The sequence below is a fragment of the Quatrionicoccus australiensis genome, assembly GCF_020510525.1.
GTDB classification, from domain to species: Bacteria; Pseudomonadota; Gammaproteobacteria; order Burkholderiales; family Rhodocyclaceae; genus Azonexus; species Azonexus australiensis_B.
Genome location: NZ_CP075188.1, coordinates 2,783,028 through 2,797,399, shown reverse-complemented (window position 1 = coordinate 2,797,399; position 14,372 = coordinate 2,783,028). Strand labels below are relative to the sequence as shown.

Below are 14,372 nucleotides of genomic sequence, written 5' to 3'. Positions count from 1 at the left end.
CCTGCAGCAGGACGGGGACCTGTCACCCGCTAGGCCTGTATCTCCAGGGTGACTCGGTTGATGGTATCAATCCGGGCCGGGAGAAAAATTGATGTATGCAAAATTGGCGAAAATTGCCGCCCCATCCGGTCGACCCTGCCCGACGGCCGAATTTGCCCTTCCCGGTCAGTGCAGGCAGGGTGCCTCGATCGGCAGGCGCAGAATGAAACGCGCCCCTGTCCTTCCTTGCTGCGGGTCGAGGATCAGGCTGCCACCGAGAAGTTCCGCTTCGGCGCGGGCCAGCGCAAGGCCCAGCCCCAAGCCTCCCTGAAACTGCTGCTGGTGCAATTGTCCCTGCCGGAAGATTTCGAAAATGTTGTCGCGGGCGGCTGGTGGAATGCCGGGGCCGGTGTCGGCAATGCAGATGACGATATCTTCGTGGTCGCGTTCGACGGCAATATTGATCTCGCCTTCTTGTGTGAATCGGATGGCGTTCTCAATGAGCGGCGCCAGACTTCTGGTCATCCGCCGAGGGTCATTGCACACGATCTCCGGGCTGTTTCGCGCAAACTGCAGGTTGAGCACGATTCCCTTTTTTTCTGCGGTCGGTGCGTTTTCCCGGATCAGCGACTCGATCAGTTCGTGCGTGCAGCTCGGTGAGGCCATGACTTTCGCCTCGCCTGCCTTGATTTCACTGAGATTGAGCATGTCGTCGAGCAGTTTGAACAGCCGCGCACCGCTTTCGTGGATGATGGCCGCGTACTCGGTGTTCTCCGCTGCGTTCGGATCATTGCGGATCAGTTCGGCGATGCCGATGATGCCGTTGAGGGGAGTCTTGAGTTCGAGCGTGAGCATTTCCAGGAAAGCCGATTTCAGCTGGCTGGCTTCTTCTGCGCGTTGCAGGCTGAGTGCGAGCTGGCGATTTGATTCCTGCAGTTCGGCGGTGCGCAGCGCGACTTCCTGTTCCAGCCGGTCGTGCGAGTCCTGCAATGCCTGCTCCGCCCGGCGTTGCGCGCTGACGTCCTGGAGGGTTTCGACAGCCCCGATGATCTTGCCATCCTCACTGCGCAGCGGTGCTGCGGTAAAGAAAAAATGCCGTCCTTCCGGCGTCATCTGCGGGAAAAAGGTTTCGGCTTCGTAGGCATCGACGATGATGGGCGAACGCCGCAGGTGGTTGTCGCGGTAAAGCTCCTCGGCCAGGGTTTCCACCCGTCCATCGACAATCAGGTCAGCCAGGGTCGAACGACGGCTGGGATAAAAAGCCTGCCAATGATTGCTGGTGCCCAGCATTTCAGCGGCACTGATCCCCAGCAATTGTTCGCACCCCTTGTTCCACTTGATGACGCGATGCTGGGCATCAATCACGAAACAGGGCACCGGACTGGTGTCCAGAATGTCAGCACAGGGCACCGGGCTGGATGGGAGCTCCGCGGCAGAAATGCCATGGCTTGCCGTCGAAACGTGGCAGGTCTTTGGGCTGGCGTCCGGGAGCTGGTCTGGCATTTTCTTGCTTTCCTGAATTGGCGGTGAGGTTTGCGCGATCAACGGGGCTAATTCTACATCGAATTTTTCATATTTGTTGTTATTATTATTTATAGGTGTGGGCCGTTGTTCAAGAATGGGCCCAGCCCCGTTCTCTTGCCCGGTTGCCGGAGACCCCGGCCATTTTTCTGCTGGCAGATTTTTCTGGATGGTGTAAAGTCAGATTAAGCAGTTGTTTTATTGAAAGGATTGTCATGGATATCTCCTCTGTCACTTCCAGTCTGGGTTCTTATACCAGCGCCAGTACTCCCGCCAGCCAGACGCAGCAAGCCCAGCAGACGCAGCAAGCGCAGCAGGCAGAACGGCGTGAGTCCCGCCTGCAGGAAGCCAACGAACGCAAGGAAGAAACGCCGCGTCCGGTGGTCAATACGCAAGGGCAAACCACGGGTTCCCTGATTAACGTGACTGCCTGAGGCAGCCGCCCGGCTGATGACAGGACTCATCGGGTGATCAAATGGCGATCAGTTCAACCTCCAGCGCGCAAAGCCTGAGCAGTGGCTTGTGGGTTCAGTTGCAACAGCAACAGGCCCAGCGTGCCGCCGATCAGGCTGAGCAAAAAGCGCGCTCCCTGCAGGCGCAGGCTCGGGATGCGAAATCGGTTGCCAATCGCGCACAGGAAAATGCCCGTTCGCTGCAAGTGCAGTCGGAGCAGGCCGAAGGCGAGGCTTCGAATGCCCGGCTGAATGTGGTGTCACAGCAATCGAAGGCCAAGCTGGACAGTCAGTTCAGTGACTGGCACCAGCAATTGACCAAGGCGCTTGATACCACGGCAAGCAAGGTCACCACGCCCGCCTCGCCGACAGTCAACGCCGAGGGGCAAACCACCGGAACCCTGGTTAACGTCGTCGCCTGACTGGCTGGCTTTTGAAACACAAATCGCAGGTGAAACCGGCCTGCGATTTTTTTCGCCGGTAATGTTCTGGCGCTCTGGTATCTTTGCCGGCGTCGATTATTCGAGATACATGAAGGAGAGTACTTTGCCAGTCAATCACTGGTGCGCATCGGTGGATGCCACCATTCAACTGCGAACCGGGTGTAACCCGCTGGAGAAACATGGTCCGCAGGCGGTTGTAGTGCACGCGGACGCCTGGGCGCCGATGGATGCCATTGCCAATCCGCACGACATCCGTCAGGTTGTCGATTACGAAGTCATTTTTCTTGCGATCCGCAAGCTCGAAGGCAACGCTCACTGCGAATGTCTGGAATCGAGCATTCTCGAAGTCATGGATGCGATCTTTGGCATGCCCATCGTCAGCTCGGCCTTTATCTCCATGCATAAACCCCATGTTTACAACGGACAGGCAACTCCGGCCATTTCCTTGTCGATGACGCGCGAACAATGGCTGAAAACGCCCCGTTGATCGCGGCCATCGGTGCTGTTGCCAGCAACGGCATGCTTGGCCTTGATGGCTGGTTGCCCTGGGATATTCCGGAAGAGCTGGCTTATTTCGAGTCCACTGTTGCCGGTGCGGCGTTGGTCATCGGGCGGCTGACCTATGAGTCGATGGACGTCGTGCCGGTCGATTCCTTTATCGTCAGCCGGCAATCGGACCTTTCCCTGCGTCCGGGTTGCCAGCGTGTTGATTCCGTCGAGCAGGGGCTGGCGGCCGCTGTGGCAACCGGCAAGCCGGTTTTCGTGATTGGCGGCGCCTCCGTCTATGCCGCTGCCTGGCCGTACTGCCAGCGCTTTTACCTGACCCGCATAGAAATGCCGTTTGCCGGCGATACCTTGTTCCCGGATAGCATTCCGCTGGCAGACTGGCGGGTTGTCAGCGACGAGCGCAAGACCTACCGCGAGCGCAAGACGGGGCAGGACGTAGTGTGTCGTTTTATCCTGTATGAACAGCCAATGCCTCGCCTTGTCGTGCAAGATGATTGCAAAAAAGGCCCGGTCTCATCAAAATTGGTCTAACCAATCACAAGAAGACAAAAATGGTGAGGCAAGCGCCACAGGCGCCAGAGAAATATATCCGGAAGGGACGTCAGTTATGGCGGGTCATGGTCCTGCTTGTCGCCGGCAGTTTTCTTGTGCTCGCCTACAACCTCTGGTCTGCATATCAGGAAACACGTGCTGAAGCCGAGTTGACGGCAAAAAATTATGCAGAGCTGATTGATGCGAGGCTGGACTCGACGCTACGCCGTATAGATGCCGACTTGGTTCGTCTTGCTGACCGCTTCCCGAAAACCTTGTTGAATCCCGGTGTCATTGGCTTGGCATCTCTGGCGTTGGAAGCGGAGCTTGAGCGCTATCGCATCGACTTTCCCGAGGTGGGGGATTTTCAGTTGGTGGACGCGTCCGGGAAAATGCTGTTCGTGAGTGGAGATGTCAGCGTCGCTGATCGGAGTTATTTTGCCCTGGTACGAGATCAGCCAGATATCGGCACGGTGTTTTCTGAGATGGTGACTTCGCGCCTCAACGGTAGTCCTTCTATCGTTGCCGCCCGGGCCATACGGCATCAGGATGGCAGTTTCCTCGGGCTGGTTATTGTGCCTTTGCGTCTTGAGTATTTTGCCCATCTTTTCGATTCACTGAAGCTTGGGCCTGAGGGGGCATTTTCCATCCGCAGGCTTGACGATCATTCGCTTGTTTTTGTCGCGCCGGCGATGCCGGTAAAGTTCAATGAACATCCTGGCAAGGATTTCCCGATGGTGGATGTTCTCGCCGCAGGAAGTCGTTTCGGGGTGCTGGCATTTCCGTCTGCGGTGGATGGCGTGCCCAGAATCGTCGCGTACCGCGTGCTTGAGCGCTATCCGTTTTATGTCATGGCCGGGGTCGCAGAAAGTGATGTGTTGAGCAACTGGCGGCAGCGTGTGTGGGCTGGTAGTTTGGTCAGCCTGCTGTTGCTCTCCGGTCTGGCGCTGCTGCTGTTCTGGCTGTTCCGCGCCCAGGAGCGGGAAGTGCTGGCACTCGCCGATTTGCACAAAAGCAAGGATCAGCTGAAGACGGCGCAGCGCATAGCCCAGTTGGGCAGCTGGGAACTCGATCTCGCCAGTCGTCGGGTGGTGTGCTCCGAGGAATTGCAACAGATCTTCGAGTTCGAGCCGTTTTTGCCGGAGCGCAGCTACGACGATTTTGTTGCCCTGGTGCACCCGGAAGACCGGGACGCCGTCAATCGCGAGTATCGCGAGGCGATGCGCAAGCGCAGCCTCCTGATGGTCAGGCACCGTCTGCTGATGCCCGATGGTCGGGTCAAATACCTGCTCGAAACCGGCGAGGCGCACTATGGCGAGGATGGCCGGGTACTGCGGATTGTCGGGACATCGCAGGATGTGACCGGTCAGCATCAGATGGAATCACGCATGCAGTTGCTCGCCAGCGCGTTCCATTACAGCGGTGAAGCCATCCTGATTACCGACGGCGACAACAAAATCGTGACGGTCAATCCCGCTTTCACCAAGCTGACGGGCTACGAGCCGGAAGAGGTGATCGGCAGCAACCCGCGCATCCTCTCCGCCGGGCGCACGACGCAGGAAGAATACAAGGAGATGTGGCTGACCATCGGCGAGCGCGGCTTCTGGCAGGGCGAAATCTGGGATCGGCGCAAGGATGGCGCGATCTACCCGAAGTGGATGACGGTCTCGGTGATCCGCAATGAAGACGGTTCGATCGGTAACCACATTGCCCACTTTACCGATGTCTCGTCGGAGCGTGCTGCCGAAGCCCAACTCCAGCATATGGCCCATCACGACGTGTTGACCGGCCTGCTCAATCGCCTCAGCCTGAAGGGGCGCCTCGACCAGGCGCTGGCCGCAGCGCGGCGCGAAGGTACCAAGGTGGCGCTGCTCTTCATCGATCTCGACCGGTTCAAGGTGATCAACGATACCCTCGGTCATCACATCGGTGACAAGCTGTTGATCGAAGTCGCCGACCGCCTGCGTGACAGCGTACGCGACAGCGATGTCGTGGCACGCCTGGGCGGTGACGAATTCGTCATCATGCTGAGCGGCATGGAGCATAGCGGTTCGGCGGCGATCATCGCCGAGAAGCTCGTGCGCAACATCGGCGACCCTTATGTGATCGAAGGCTACGACCTTTACACCACGCCCAGCATCGGCGTCGCGCTCTTCCCGACTGACGGCGAAGATGGCGAAACGCTGATGAAAAATGCCGACGCGGCGATGTATCACGCCAAGGCGGCCGGACGGAACAACTTCCAGTTCTTCGATGCGCGGATGAACGATGCCGCCCTCGAACGCCTGAAAATCGAACATAGCCTGCGTCAGGCCCTGGCCCGCGACGAATTCTGCGTGCATTACCAGCCGATCCTCGACATGCAGACCGGCAAGGTAGTCAGCCTTGAGGCCCTGGTGCGCTGGCAGCATCCGGAAATGGGCATGGTGCCACCCGGCAACTTTATCGGCATTGCCGAAGAAACCGGCCTGATCCAGCCGATCGGCGAATGGGTGTTCTGGACGGCATGCCGGCAGCTGGCCGAATTCAACGAAACCGGTTTGCGTGGCCTGAAAATGGGCATCAACATCTCGGCCCTGCAATTGCGCAACGGCAATCTGCCGATTCTCGCCCGTGGCGCCATCGAGGCCTTCGGTCTGGCGCCGGAAACGCTGATCTTCGAAATTACCGAATCGGTCGCCATGAACCAGCCGGACGAAACCGTCCGCATCCTCGATCTGCTGCACGACATGGGCGTCGAGTTGGCAATCGACGACTTCGGCACCGGCTATTCATCGCTCAGCTACCTGCGCATGTTCCCGATCAAGCACCTCAAACTGGATCGTTCCTTCGTCATGGAAATCGGCGAGGATCAGGACAGCGCCGCAATCTGCGACGCCACCATCGGCCTGGCCCACAGCCTGGGCCTGAAGCTGGTCGCCGAGGGTGTCGAAACCGAGGCGCAGCGCGACTATCTGAAAAGCAAGGGGTGCGACTTCGTGCAGGGCTATCTATTCAGCCGGCCGGTACCGGCCGATCAGGTGTTGGCATTCATTCGCCAGACCAACTCGGCAAATTGACCTTTTTTTGACGGTCGACCGGTAAAAACCGGCAATTTTGCCGCCGCGACGCTTTGCCGCATGATCCGCGTCAGATCGTCATGCCGGCAAGGTAAAATATTACGCATGCAAACGACAGCCTTCCGGAATTCCTGATCATGACCCATCCCCGCGCCGGCCAGCGAGCCAATTCCAGCGACCTGACCGACATTCCCGCCTTGCTCGCAGCGTACCGTGCCGCACCCGATACCAGCGACCCGACCCAGCGCGTCGCCTTCGGCACCAGCGGCCATCGTGGCTGCGCCTTTAATGGCAGTTTCAACGAGGCGCACATTCTGGCCATTACCCAGGCGGTGTGCGAATACCGCGCAGCCCAGGGCATCAGTGGCCCGCTTTTCCTCGGCAAGGACACGCACGCCCTTTCGGCACCGGCGCAATGTTCCGCACTTGAAGTGCTTGCTGCCAATGGCGTGCTGACGCATTTGCAGGCCGCTGACGGCTACACGCCGACGCCGGTCATCTCGCGGGCCATCCTGGTGCATAACCGCGGCCAGTCGGCCGAGCTGGCCGACGGTATCGTCATCACGCCCTCGCACAATCCGCCGCGCGATGGCGGCATCAAATACAACCCGCCGAACGGCGGTCCGGCCGATACCGATGTCACCGGCTGGATCGAACAGCGCGCCAACGCGCTGATGGCGGACGGCAATCGTGATGTCAAACGCCTGCCGCTGGCCGAGGCGATGGCTTGTGCCCATATCGTCGAACAGGATTTCGTCGAAGCTTACGTCGCCGATCTCGGCAAGGTCATCGACATGGACGCGATTCGTCGCGCCGGCCTCAAGATCGGCGTCGATCCGCTGGGTGGCGCCGCTGTTGCCTACTGGCAGCCGATCGCCGAGCGCTACGGCCTCGATATCGAAATCGTCAATCCGGCGGTCGATCCGGCCTTCGCCTTCATGACCCTGGATCACGACGGCAAGATCCGCATGGATTGCTCCAGCCCCTATGCCATGGCCAGCCTGGTCGAGCTCAAGGACCGCTTTGCCATTGCCTGGGGCAACGACGCCGACGTCGATCGCCACGGCATCGTGACGCCGTCGCTGGGGCTGCTGAACCCGAACCACTACCTCGCCGTCGCCATCCACTACCTGCTCAACAACCGGCCGCAATGGTCGGCGAGCGCTGCGGTGGGCAAGACCCTGGTTTCCAGCGCCTTGATCGACCGCGTGGTTGCCGGTCTGGACCGGCCGTTGCTGGAAGTGCCGGTCGGCTTCAAGTGGTTTGCCGCCGGCCTGCAGGACGGCAGCCTCTGTTTTGGTGGCGAGGAGAGCGCCGGCGCAAGTTTCCTGCGGCGCGATGGCACGGTCTGGACCACCGACAAGGACGGCATCATCCTCGGCTTGCTGGCGGCTGAAATCACCGCCGTTTCCGGCCGGGATCCCGGTCAGTATTACCAGATGCTGGCCGCCGAATACGGCACGCCGCATTACGTGCGTATCGACGCCCCGGCCAGCCCGGCAGAAAAGGCCGCTTTCAAGCGGTTGACCGCTGAGCGGATCACGACGCCGACCCTGGCCGGCGACACGATCACCGCTCGCCTGACGCACGCACCGGGGAATAAAGCAGCGATTGGCGGCCTCAAAGTGTGCACGGCGAATGGCTGGTTTGCTGCCCGACCGTCCGGAACCGAAGACATCTACAAGCTCTATGCCGAAAGTTTCGTCAGTGCCGGGCATTTGCAGACGATTGTTGGCGAAGCACAGGCGATACTCACGCAGGCGCTAGCCTGAGGAGGGGGCTCGATGTGCTCTTTGACGGCTTTGCGCGTTTAAAACGGTCCTATATCTGCCGGATTTCGATGGGGTTTTGTTGCACTGCGGCAAAGAAATGTATTTTTTTGTAAATTGCCGTGTGGCGGGCGTTTCGAGGAATTTTGAAACGCTTTTTTTGCTCTGCTGCGGGCAAATTTTGCACTTGCGGTTATACGAAGTGCATGGGCGCAGTGTTAGAATCGGCCAAAATTTCGCCCGTGACAGATCAAGGGCAAACAGACTATGCCAGCAATCTTCAGGAGAACTACTTTGTACATTCCAGAAACTCGTTCGGCCATCGTGCTGCTTCTTGCCATGGGGTTGGTTGCTAATCCTGCTTTCTCTGCTGACGGAAGTGAATCTCAGGTAGCCGCTACGCCTGATGCTTCAACCAGTGCCGAAGCCGGCGCCAACTGGGGGAATTATTCCGGAGCCTCGGCCACCGTGTTCGGTAACGACGTCAGTGTCGGTGCCGCTCAACAATCGGTTACCGCCGGGTATGAGCTTGGTGGCACCGGGATTGCCGGTGGGCGTGTGCCTGCTGAAGGTGCAATCCTGACGGCGACGGGTCATGGACGTCCGATTCGTTTCGAAAACGGCATTTTTGTTTATCCCTCGGTGCTGCTTGGCTTTGGTCATAACGACAATGTGGGCGGGACGAAAGATAATCGCGTTGGTTCCAACCTTTGGGTGCTTCGCCCCGAATTGGTCACCGAGATCAAGACGCATGGTGGTCGCTACACCCTGAGCTATCTTGGTAACTATGGTCATTATGAAAATTCGTCATCCGACGATTTCAATCACCATGAACTATGGATGGCTGGCGACAACTACTTTACATCGCGTGCCCGTCTGGGATGGGGCGTCGGTTACATCGAACGGTCCGATCCGCGAGGTTCGACCAACCGTGTTTCTTCTGCCGAGCCGGATCGCTGGCATGCGCCGGTTGTTCGTGCACTGGGTATCTACGGTGCTCAGGGTGCGATTGGTCGCCTGGAGCTTGAAACCTCCTTCATGCAAAAGCGTTACGAGAACAACCGCGCTTATACCGAGGTGGCTGATGTCGATCTGACCATGCTCTCTGGCCGTTTCTTCTATCGTGTGTTGCCGCGTACCTCGCTGGTTTTCGAGGCTCGCAATACTTGGGCGAATTATGTTTCCACGGCAGCCTTCCCGGGTGACAACTCCGATTTGCGCCTGTATGCGGGTCTGACTTGGGATGCAACGGCAAAAACCACAGGTATGATCAAGCTGGGGCGTGCCTACAAGAGCTTTGCAGATGCCAATATTTCCGATTCTTCTTCGCTGAGCTGGGAAGGCAATCTGCGCTGGTCGCCGCTGACCTACTCGACTTTTGATCTGGCTTCTTCACGTACCCCCTCAGACTCCACCGGTGTTGGTGACTATGTGATCAATTCCGCAACCTCACTGACCTGGAACCACAAATGGGCGAGCTATGTTTCATCGCGGGTAAGTGCTGGTTTGGTGAAGACCGATTTCACCGGTGTTGATCGTCGGGACAATACCAAGAATTACGGTATCGGTTTCTACACCGAAGTCGGTTACCGTACACGTGTTGGTGTCGATTTTACGCGTACCGATCGTAATTCCACCATCGATACCAATGATTTCAAGCGTAACGTGGTGATGGGTACCGTAGAATTTGTACTTTAAGTAACCGAAGATGCGAGGTCTGTTTGTGGTTTTAATGCGGCTTTTTTTGGCATTGGTATTTTCCATTTCCCTGGTTCATGCCCAGTCAGATGTTCCATCTCTCCCCGGTAATGACCGGGCAGTGATAGGTGCCCCGACAGGCCTCTCCACCTACCGTTTGGCAGCAGGTGATGTCATCACCATCCGTGTTCTGGGTGAAGAAGATCTCAGTAAGGAAAAGATCCGGCTTACCGATGCCGGATCTGTTTCCTACCCGGCCCTTGGCGAAGTCAAGGTGCTGGGGCTGACAACCGGTGATCTCGAACGCATCATCACGACCGGCCTCAAGGGGCGTTATCTAGTCAATCCGAAAGTCTCCGTCCAGATTGAGGAATACCGTCCCTTCTACATCAATGGTTTGGTTGATAAACCGGGTGGTTACCCCTATCAACCGGGGCTGACGATACGCAAGGCTGCTTCCCTGGCTGGTGGATTCAAGGAGCGCGCATCCATCAACAAGATTTACATCATCAGGGATGGTGATCCGTTGCAGCGCTCCCAAAAGGCCGAACTGAATACCTACGTATTGCCCGGTGATATCGTCACCGTTGAAGAAAGCTTCTTCTAAGCGCCCCTTGCTTCTTAATGCTCGTGTGCCGAATGGCACCGAACCTGGCTGACCCGAATGTCGACTCAAGCATCTACTGATCAAAACAAGCACAAACAGATTTTTCTGCATGACCCGGAAGATCTGCAGGATAAGCTGGACATCGTTGAATACTGGCGCAGTATTACCAAGCGCAAAGTGCCGATTATTGCCTTTGCCTTGGCAGTAGCCTTGTTGGCAGCGGTGGTCGTTTTTGTGATGACGCCTGTTTATCGTTCTACGGTCACTGTCCTGATCGAGGCGAATAAGTCCAAGGTGGTGACGATTGAGGATGTTTATTCCGGGATCACTCAGAATCGCGAATATTTTCAGACGCAGGTCGAAATCATCAAGTCCCGAGAAGTAGCGATCAAGTCGATTATCAAAGCCAAGCTGTGGGAGAACGAAGAGTTTGATCCCCGTCCAAAAGCTGACTCATGGGTAAGTTCGTTGCTGGTAAATGTCGGTTTCGCGGACGATCAAAGTAAAAAGGAATGGACAGACATTGCCTTGGCGGAGGCTGTCTATGGCAATTTTTCCAAAAAACTGACCATTGAACCAATTCGTTTGAGTCAACTGGCGAAAATCAGTTTTGAGTCAAATAGTCCTGAGCTTTCAACCCGGATCGCCAATACCGTTGCCGAGATGTACATCGAAAGCGATCTGGAAGCTCGTTACAAGATGACCAAGCAGGCGAGCACCTGGTTGCAGGAGCGCCTTGCTTCGTTGAAATCAAAACTTGATGAGTCCGAGCGCGGTTTGCAGAACTATCGCGAAAAGGAAGGCATCGTAGATATCAAGAATGCGGCCCAGAGCGGAGCCGGCAAGCAGATTGAAGAAGTAACCCAGCGCCTGGTTGAAACCCGCATGAAGCGGGCTGAAGCGGAAAATGCCTACAACCAGATCAAAATGGCGGCAAAAGGGGCGGACCTGAGTTCGCTGCCGGCGGTTATTCGTAACCCGATTGTTGCCGAAGCCCGAAAGCAGGAACTCGAAGCCGAGCGTCGTTTGTCCGAAGCCGCACAGCGCTATGGAGCTGAACATCCTAAATATCTGCAGGCCGAGGGGGAAATGAAAGCCGCTCGCGACAACACCCGTCGCCAGGTCGATAACGTCGTGCAGAGTGTGACCCGTGAATACGAAGCTGCCCGCGGTACCGAAAAGGCGCTGGAAGGAATCATGGCCTCGGCCCGCGGTTCGGTACAGAACATCAACCGCAAGGAATTCGAGTTGAGTGTTCTTGAGCGTGAAGTCGACGCCAATCGCCAGATGTACGACATGTTCATGAAGCGCGCCAAGGAAACCAATGTGGCGGGTGATCTGCAGTCTGCAGTCGCGCGGGTGGTTGATGCTGCCGTGATTCCCGACCGGCCGGTCAAGCCGCAGAAACTGCAGATCATCATGATCGCCTTCGTGCTCGGTTTGTTTATCGGTGTGTTGAGTGCGCTGTTGCTGGACCGCCTTGATAACACTTTGAAAACGACGGAAGACGTTGAGAGCAAGCTGAAGCAGCCGTTGCTGACGACCTTGCCCTTGCTGGCAAAGGATGAAATTGAACGGACGGCAACAGCGCGTCTTTTCCTTGATCAGCCGAAGTCACTTTATTCAGAAGCAATTCGCACGGCGCGAACCGGTGTCCTGCTTTCGGCAATTGACCTGACCAAGCGTATTTTGCTGGTGACTTCGAGCGTTCCAGGTGAAGGTAAGACAACCTTTTCCATCAATCTGGCAATGGCCCATGCCCATACCAAAAAGACGCTTTTGATTGACTCTGACATGCGCCGTCCTGCAATCAGCAAGGGTCTGGAAATGTCCAAGGGTGCCAAGGGTCTGTCCAATCTGGTATCCGGTACCGCCACACTGGAAGAGTGTTTGCAGCCTGTCGCCGGCTCTGATCTGATGATTCTGCCGTCCGGCACCATTCCGCCAAACCCGCTGGAATTGCTGTTGTCACAAAAGTTCAAAGACACGCTGGCACTGCTGTCGGAAAAATTCGACATCATCATCATCGATTCGCCTCCAGTTGAACTGGTCAGCGATGCGCTGGTGATCAGTGCCCTGACGACCGGCGTGATCTATGTGACCAAGGCGATGTCTACCCCGTATCCTCTGGTCAAACTCGGTCTGCAGCGTATTCGTCGGGCCGAAGGCCAGATTCTCGGTGTTGTCCTGAACCAGTTTGACTTTGCCCACGCCGAAAAATACTACGGCGAATATTCCGGCTATGGCCAATACGGTTACGGCACCGTGTACGGTGAGGAAAGCAGCAGCTGATATCGAACTCCCCGCCGAAAGTGAGGGCAAGGGCATGATCGATCTTCACTCGCACCTGCTTTATAGCGTTGATGATGGTGCTGAAACCTTGGACGACTCCCTGGCGCTGGCCAGGGTTGCCGTTGATGACGGCATCCGGGCCATGGCCTTGACGCCTCACATTCATCCCGGGCGTTACAGCAATATCCGCTCCGAGCTCGAAGGCAAGGTGCGGACCTTTCAGCGCGAGCTCGATGAGCATGCCATTCCCTTGCGGGTCATGCTGGGGGGCGAGGTTCGCTTGAGCATCGAGTCGCTTGAGCTGATCCTGGAAGGTGAAGTTCCCTTTCTTGGTACGGTCGACGGTTACCGCATCATGCTTCTTGAGTTTCCGCACCAGATGATCCCGGTAGGTAGCCAGCAATTTGTCGACAAGCTGCTAGAAATGAAAATTCGCCCGCTGATTGCGCATCCCGAGCGTAACAAGGCGATCATGGCTCAGCCCGATCGCATTCACCCGTTTCTTGATGCGGGTTGCTGGTTGCAACTCACGGCAGGTTCGATAGCGGGGCGCTTTGGTGAAGTTTCCCGCAAGACCGCCCATTCATTTCTCACCGAGGGGTGGGCGCATGTGATCGCGAGCGACGCCCACAATATGGACCATCGGCCACCGATACTGAGCGAAGCCAGAGATGTAGTCACCACTTTGCTTGGCGAGAAAAAAGCTTGGCAATTGTTGCGTGAACGGCCGGCCCAGATACTGGGCTTGGCGTGAAAAAGTCTGCCGGCATGAGTGTGTTTCAGCGTCTTGTCATTGCAGTGGTGGTCACCGTTTCGTTGGCATCCCTGTATTTCGGGTTGCGTGCGGCTTGGGCCGATGCAATGTCGATGCAGGCTCGTTGGCAAACCACTCAATGGCAACTGGGGCGGGAAGCCATACCCAAACCCCTCGAGTGGGCCAAGACCAGGGCTGAATTGCTCGCTGCCCAGCGTGTAACCCCGGATGACCCACAACTCTATGAGAACCTTGGCTATCTGTCCGGAATGCGGGCTGCAGATCTGCGGGCTATTCCTGAGCTTGAACAGGCAATGCTCGACGACGCCATCAAGTACTTTGGCGCCGCAACAAGCTTGCGTCCGATGTCGCCCTATCCCTGGGCCAACCTGATGCTAGCCCGGCATTTGCGTAAAGAACTGTCTGGCAGCATCTGGCCGGAATTTGACCGGGCATATCTTTACGGCAAAAAAGAGGCCGGAGTGCAGCGTATTCTGGCCGAAGTGGGCTTTGCGCGCTGGGATGAGATGGGTAGCGAGCGGCAGGGAAAGCTGCTCGCCATGGTCAATGGCGCTTACCCGCATGCCAAAGGCAGTCTGGTTGATATCGCCCGGAAATACCGCAAGGACACGCTGCTCGGCCAGTAAGCGCCGCGAGGGCCGGTCGTGATGGTCCAGAAAACAGCTAGAAGCGGGCCTAGAAGCTGCCCGCGAGTTATTGCTTATCCCAAGCGCCCCATTTCAGGGGCGGAGTCGCTGCT

The 14,372-nt window shown here is 57.1% G+C and carries 13 protein-coding genes; 11 read left to right on the top strand and 2 right to left on the bottom strand.

Annotation, left to right across the window (positions count from 1 at the left end; translation table 11 throughout):
* Positions 1 to 165 precede the first annotated feature (165 nt).
* Positions 166 to 1,482 (bottom strand): PAS domain-containing sensor histidine kinase, encoded by a 1,317-nt coding sequence (locus KI612_RS13435; protein ID WP_226440584.1) that lies wholly within the window; start codon positions 1,480 to 1,482, stop codon positions 166 to 168.
* 233 nt (positions 1,483 to 1,715) lie between these two features.
* On the opposite strand from KI612_RS13435, the gene KI612_RS13430 reads away from it, so the two are divergent.
* From KI612_RS13430 to KI612_RS13415, 4 genes are all read left to right on the top strand, one after another.
* Entirely contained in the window at positions 1,716 to 1,934 is a 219-nt protein-coding gene (locus tag KI612_RS13430; protein WP_226440583.1) for a hypothetical protein, read from the top strand.
* A 41-nt stretch (positions 1,935 to 1,975) separates the two neighbouring features.
* Positions 1,976 to 2,374 carry a hypothetical protein gene (locus KI612_RS13425; protein WP_226440582.1) on the top strand — a complete coding sequence of 133 codons (399 nt, stop codon included), beginning with the start codon at positions 1,976 to 1,978 and terminating at the stop codon, positions 2,372 to 2,374.
* 124 nt (positions 2,375 to 2,498) lie between these two features.
* Positions 2,499 to 2,882: a dihydroneopterin aldolase gene (locus tag KI612_RS13420; RefSeq protein WP_226440581.1), complete on the top strand. Its 384-nt coding sequence runs from the start codon at positions 2,499 to 2,501 to the stop codon at positions 2,880 to 2,882.
* Positions 2,861 to 3,433 (top strand): dihydrofolate reductase, encoded by a 573-nt coding sequence (locus tag KI612_RS13415; RefSeq protein ID WP_226440580.1) that lies wholly within the window; start codon positions 2,861 to 2,863, stop codon positions 3,431 to 3,433. Before KI612_RS13420 ends, KI612_RS13415 begins: the two co-directional genes overlap by 22 nt.
* Before the next feature lie 221 nt (positions 3,434 to 3,654).
* Here the strand turns inward: KI612_RS13415 and KI612_RS13410 are convergent, their stop codons facing one another.
* Positions 3,655 to 4,038 carry a hypothetical protein gene (locus KI612_RS13410; protein WP_226440579.1) on the bottom strand — a complete coding sequence of 128 codons (384 nt, stop codon included), beginning with the start codon at positions 4,036 to 4,038 and terminating at the stop codon, positions 3,655 to 3,657.
* Between KI612_RS13410 and KI612_RS13405 the strand changes: the two genes are divergently transcribed.
* The 7 genes from KI612_RS13405 to KI612_RS13375 all read left to right on the top strand — a co-directional run bounded on the left by KI612_RS13405 (position 3,919) and on the right by KI612_RS13375 (position 14,259).
* Positions 3,919 to 6,492, top strand: a complete 2,574-nt coding sequence (locus tag KI612_RS13405) for an EAL domain-containing protein (RefSeq protein WP_404818102.1) — start codon at positions 3,919 to 3,921, stop codon at positions 6,490 to 6,492. The genes KI612_RS13410 and KI612_RS13405 overlap by 120 nt on opposite strands.
* Positions 6,493 to 6,629: 137 nt before the next feature.
* Positions 6,630 to 8,264, top strand: coding sequence for a phosphoglucomutase (alpha-D-glucose-1,6-bisphosphate-dependent) (gene pgm, locus KI612_RS13400; protein ID WP_226440577.1), 1,635 nt, complete (start codon positions 6,630 to 6,632; stop codon positions 8,262 to 8,264).
* Between the two features lie 264 nt (positions 8,265 to 8,528).
* Positions 8,529 to 9,959, top strand: a complete 1,431-nt coding sequence (locus KI612_RS13395; RefSeq protein ID WP_226440576.1) for an outer membrane beta-barrel protein — start codon at positions 8,529 to 8,531, stop codon at positions 9,957 to 9,959.
* 10 nt (positions 9,960 to 9,969) lie between these two features.
* Positions 9,970 to 10,566, top strand: coding sequence for a polysaccharide biosynthesis/export family protein (locus tag KI612_RS13390; RefSeq protein WP_226440575.1), 597 nt, complete (start codon positions 9,970 to 9,972; stop codon positions 10,564 to 10,566).
* Positions 10,567 to 10,623: 57 nt separating this feature from the next.
* Positions 10,624 to 12,858 (top strand): GumC family protein, encoded by a 2,235-nt coding sequence (locus KI612_RS13385; RefSeq protein ID WP_226440574.1) that lies wholly within the window; start codon positions 10,624 to 10,626, stop codon positions 12,856 to 12,858.
* Complete coding sequence (locus KI612_RS13380) at positions 12,809 to 13,612, top strand: tyrosine-protein phosphatase (protein ID WP_226440573.1); 804 nt, start codon at positions 12,809 to 12,811, stop codon at positions 13,610 to 13,612. Before KI612_RS13385 ends, KI612_RS13380 begins: the two co-directional genes overlap by 50 nt.
* On the top strand, positions 13,609 to 14,259 hold the full coding sequence (locus tag KI612_RS13375; protein WP_226440572.1) for a hypothetical protein: 651 nt from the start codon (positions 13,609 to 13,611) through the stop codon (positions 14,257 to 14,259). The genes KI612_RS13380 and KI612_RS13375 overlap by 4 nt, the downstream gene beginning before the upstream one ends.
* Positions 14,260 to 14,372: the final 113 nt, after the last annotated feature.

Bases quoted from the DNA above. Each gene is read 5' to 3' on its own strand.
- KI612_RS13395 (WP_226440576.1), top strand. From the start codon at position 8,529: ATGCCAGCAATCTTCAGGAGAACTACTTTGTACATTCCAGAAACTCGT.
- KI612_RS13385 (WP_226440574.1), top strand. From the start codon at position 10,624: ATGTCGACTCAAGCATCTACTGATCAAAACAAGCACAAACAGATTTTT.
- KI612_RS13405 (WP_404818102.1), top strand. From the start codon at position 3,919: ATGGTGACTTCGCGCCTCAACGGTAGTCCTTCTATCGTTGCCGCCCGG.
- KI612_RS13435 (WP_226440584.1), bottom strand. From the start codon at position 1,482: ATGCCAGACCAGCTCCCGGACGCCAGCCCAAAGACCTGCCACGTTTCG.
- KI612_RS13390 (WP_226440575.1), top strand. From the start codon at position 9,970: ATGCGAGGTCTGTTTGTGGTTTTAATGCGGCTTTTTTTGGCATTGGTA.
- KI612_RS13415 (WP_226440580.1), top strand. From the start codon at position 2,861: ATGGCTGAAAACGCCCCGTTGATCGCGGCCATCGGTGCTGTTGCCAGC.
- KI612_RS13380 (WP_226440573.1), top strand. From the start codon at position 12,809: ATGGCCAATACGGTTACGGCACCGTGTACGGTGAGGAAAGCAGCAGCT.
- KI612_RS13430 (WP_226440583.1), top strand. From the start codon at position 1,716: ATGGATATCTCCTCTGTCACTTCCAGTCTGGGTTCTTATACCAGCGCC.
- KI612_RS13410 (WP_226440579.1), bottom strand. From the start codon at position 4,038: ATGGGCAAAATACTCAAGACGCAAAGGCACAATAACCAGCCCGAGGAA.
- KI612_RS13425 (WP_226440582.1), top strand. From the start codon at position 1,976: ATGGCGATCAGTTCAACCTCCAGCGCGCAAAGCCTGAGCAGTGGCTTG.
- pgm (WP_226440577.1), top strand. From the start codon at position 6,630: ATGACCCATCCCCGCGCCGGCCAGCGAGCCAATTCCAGCGACCTGACC.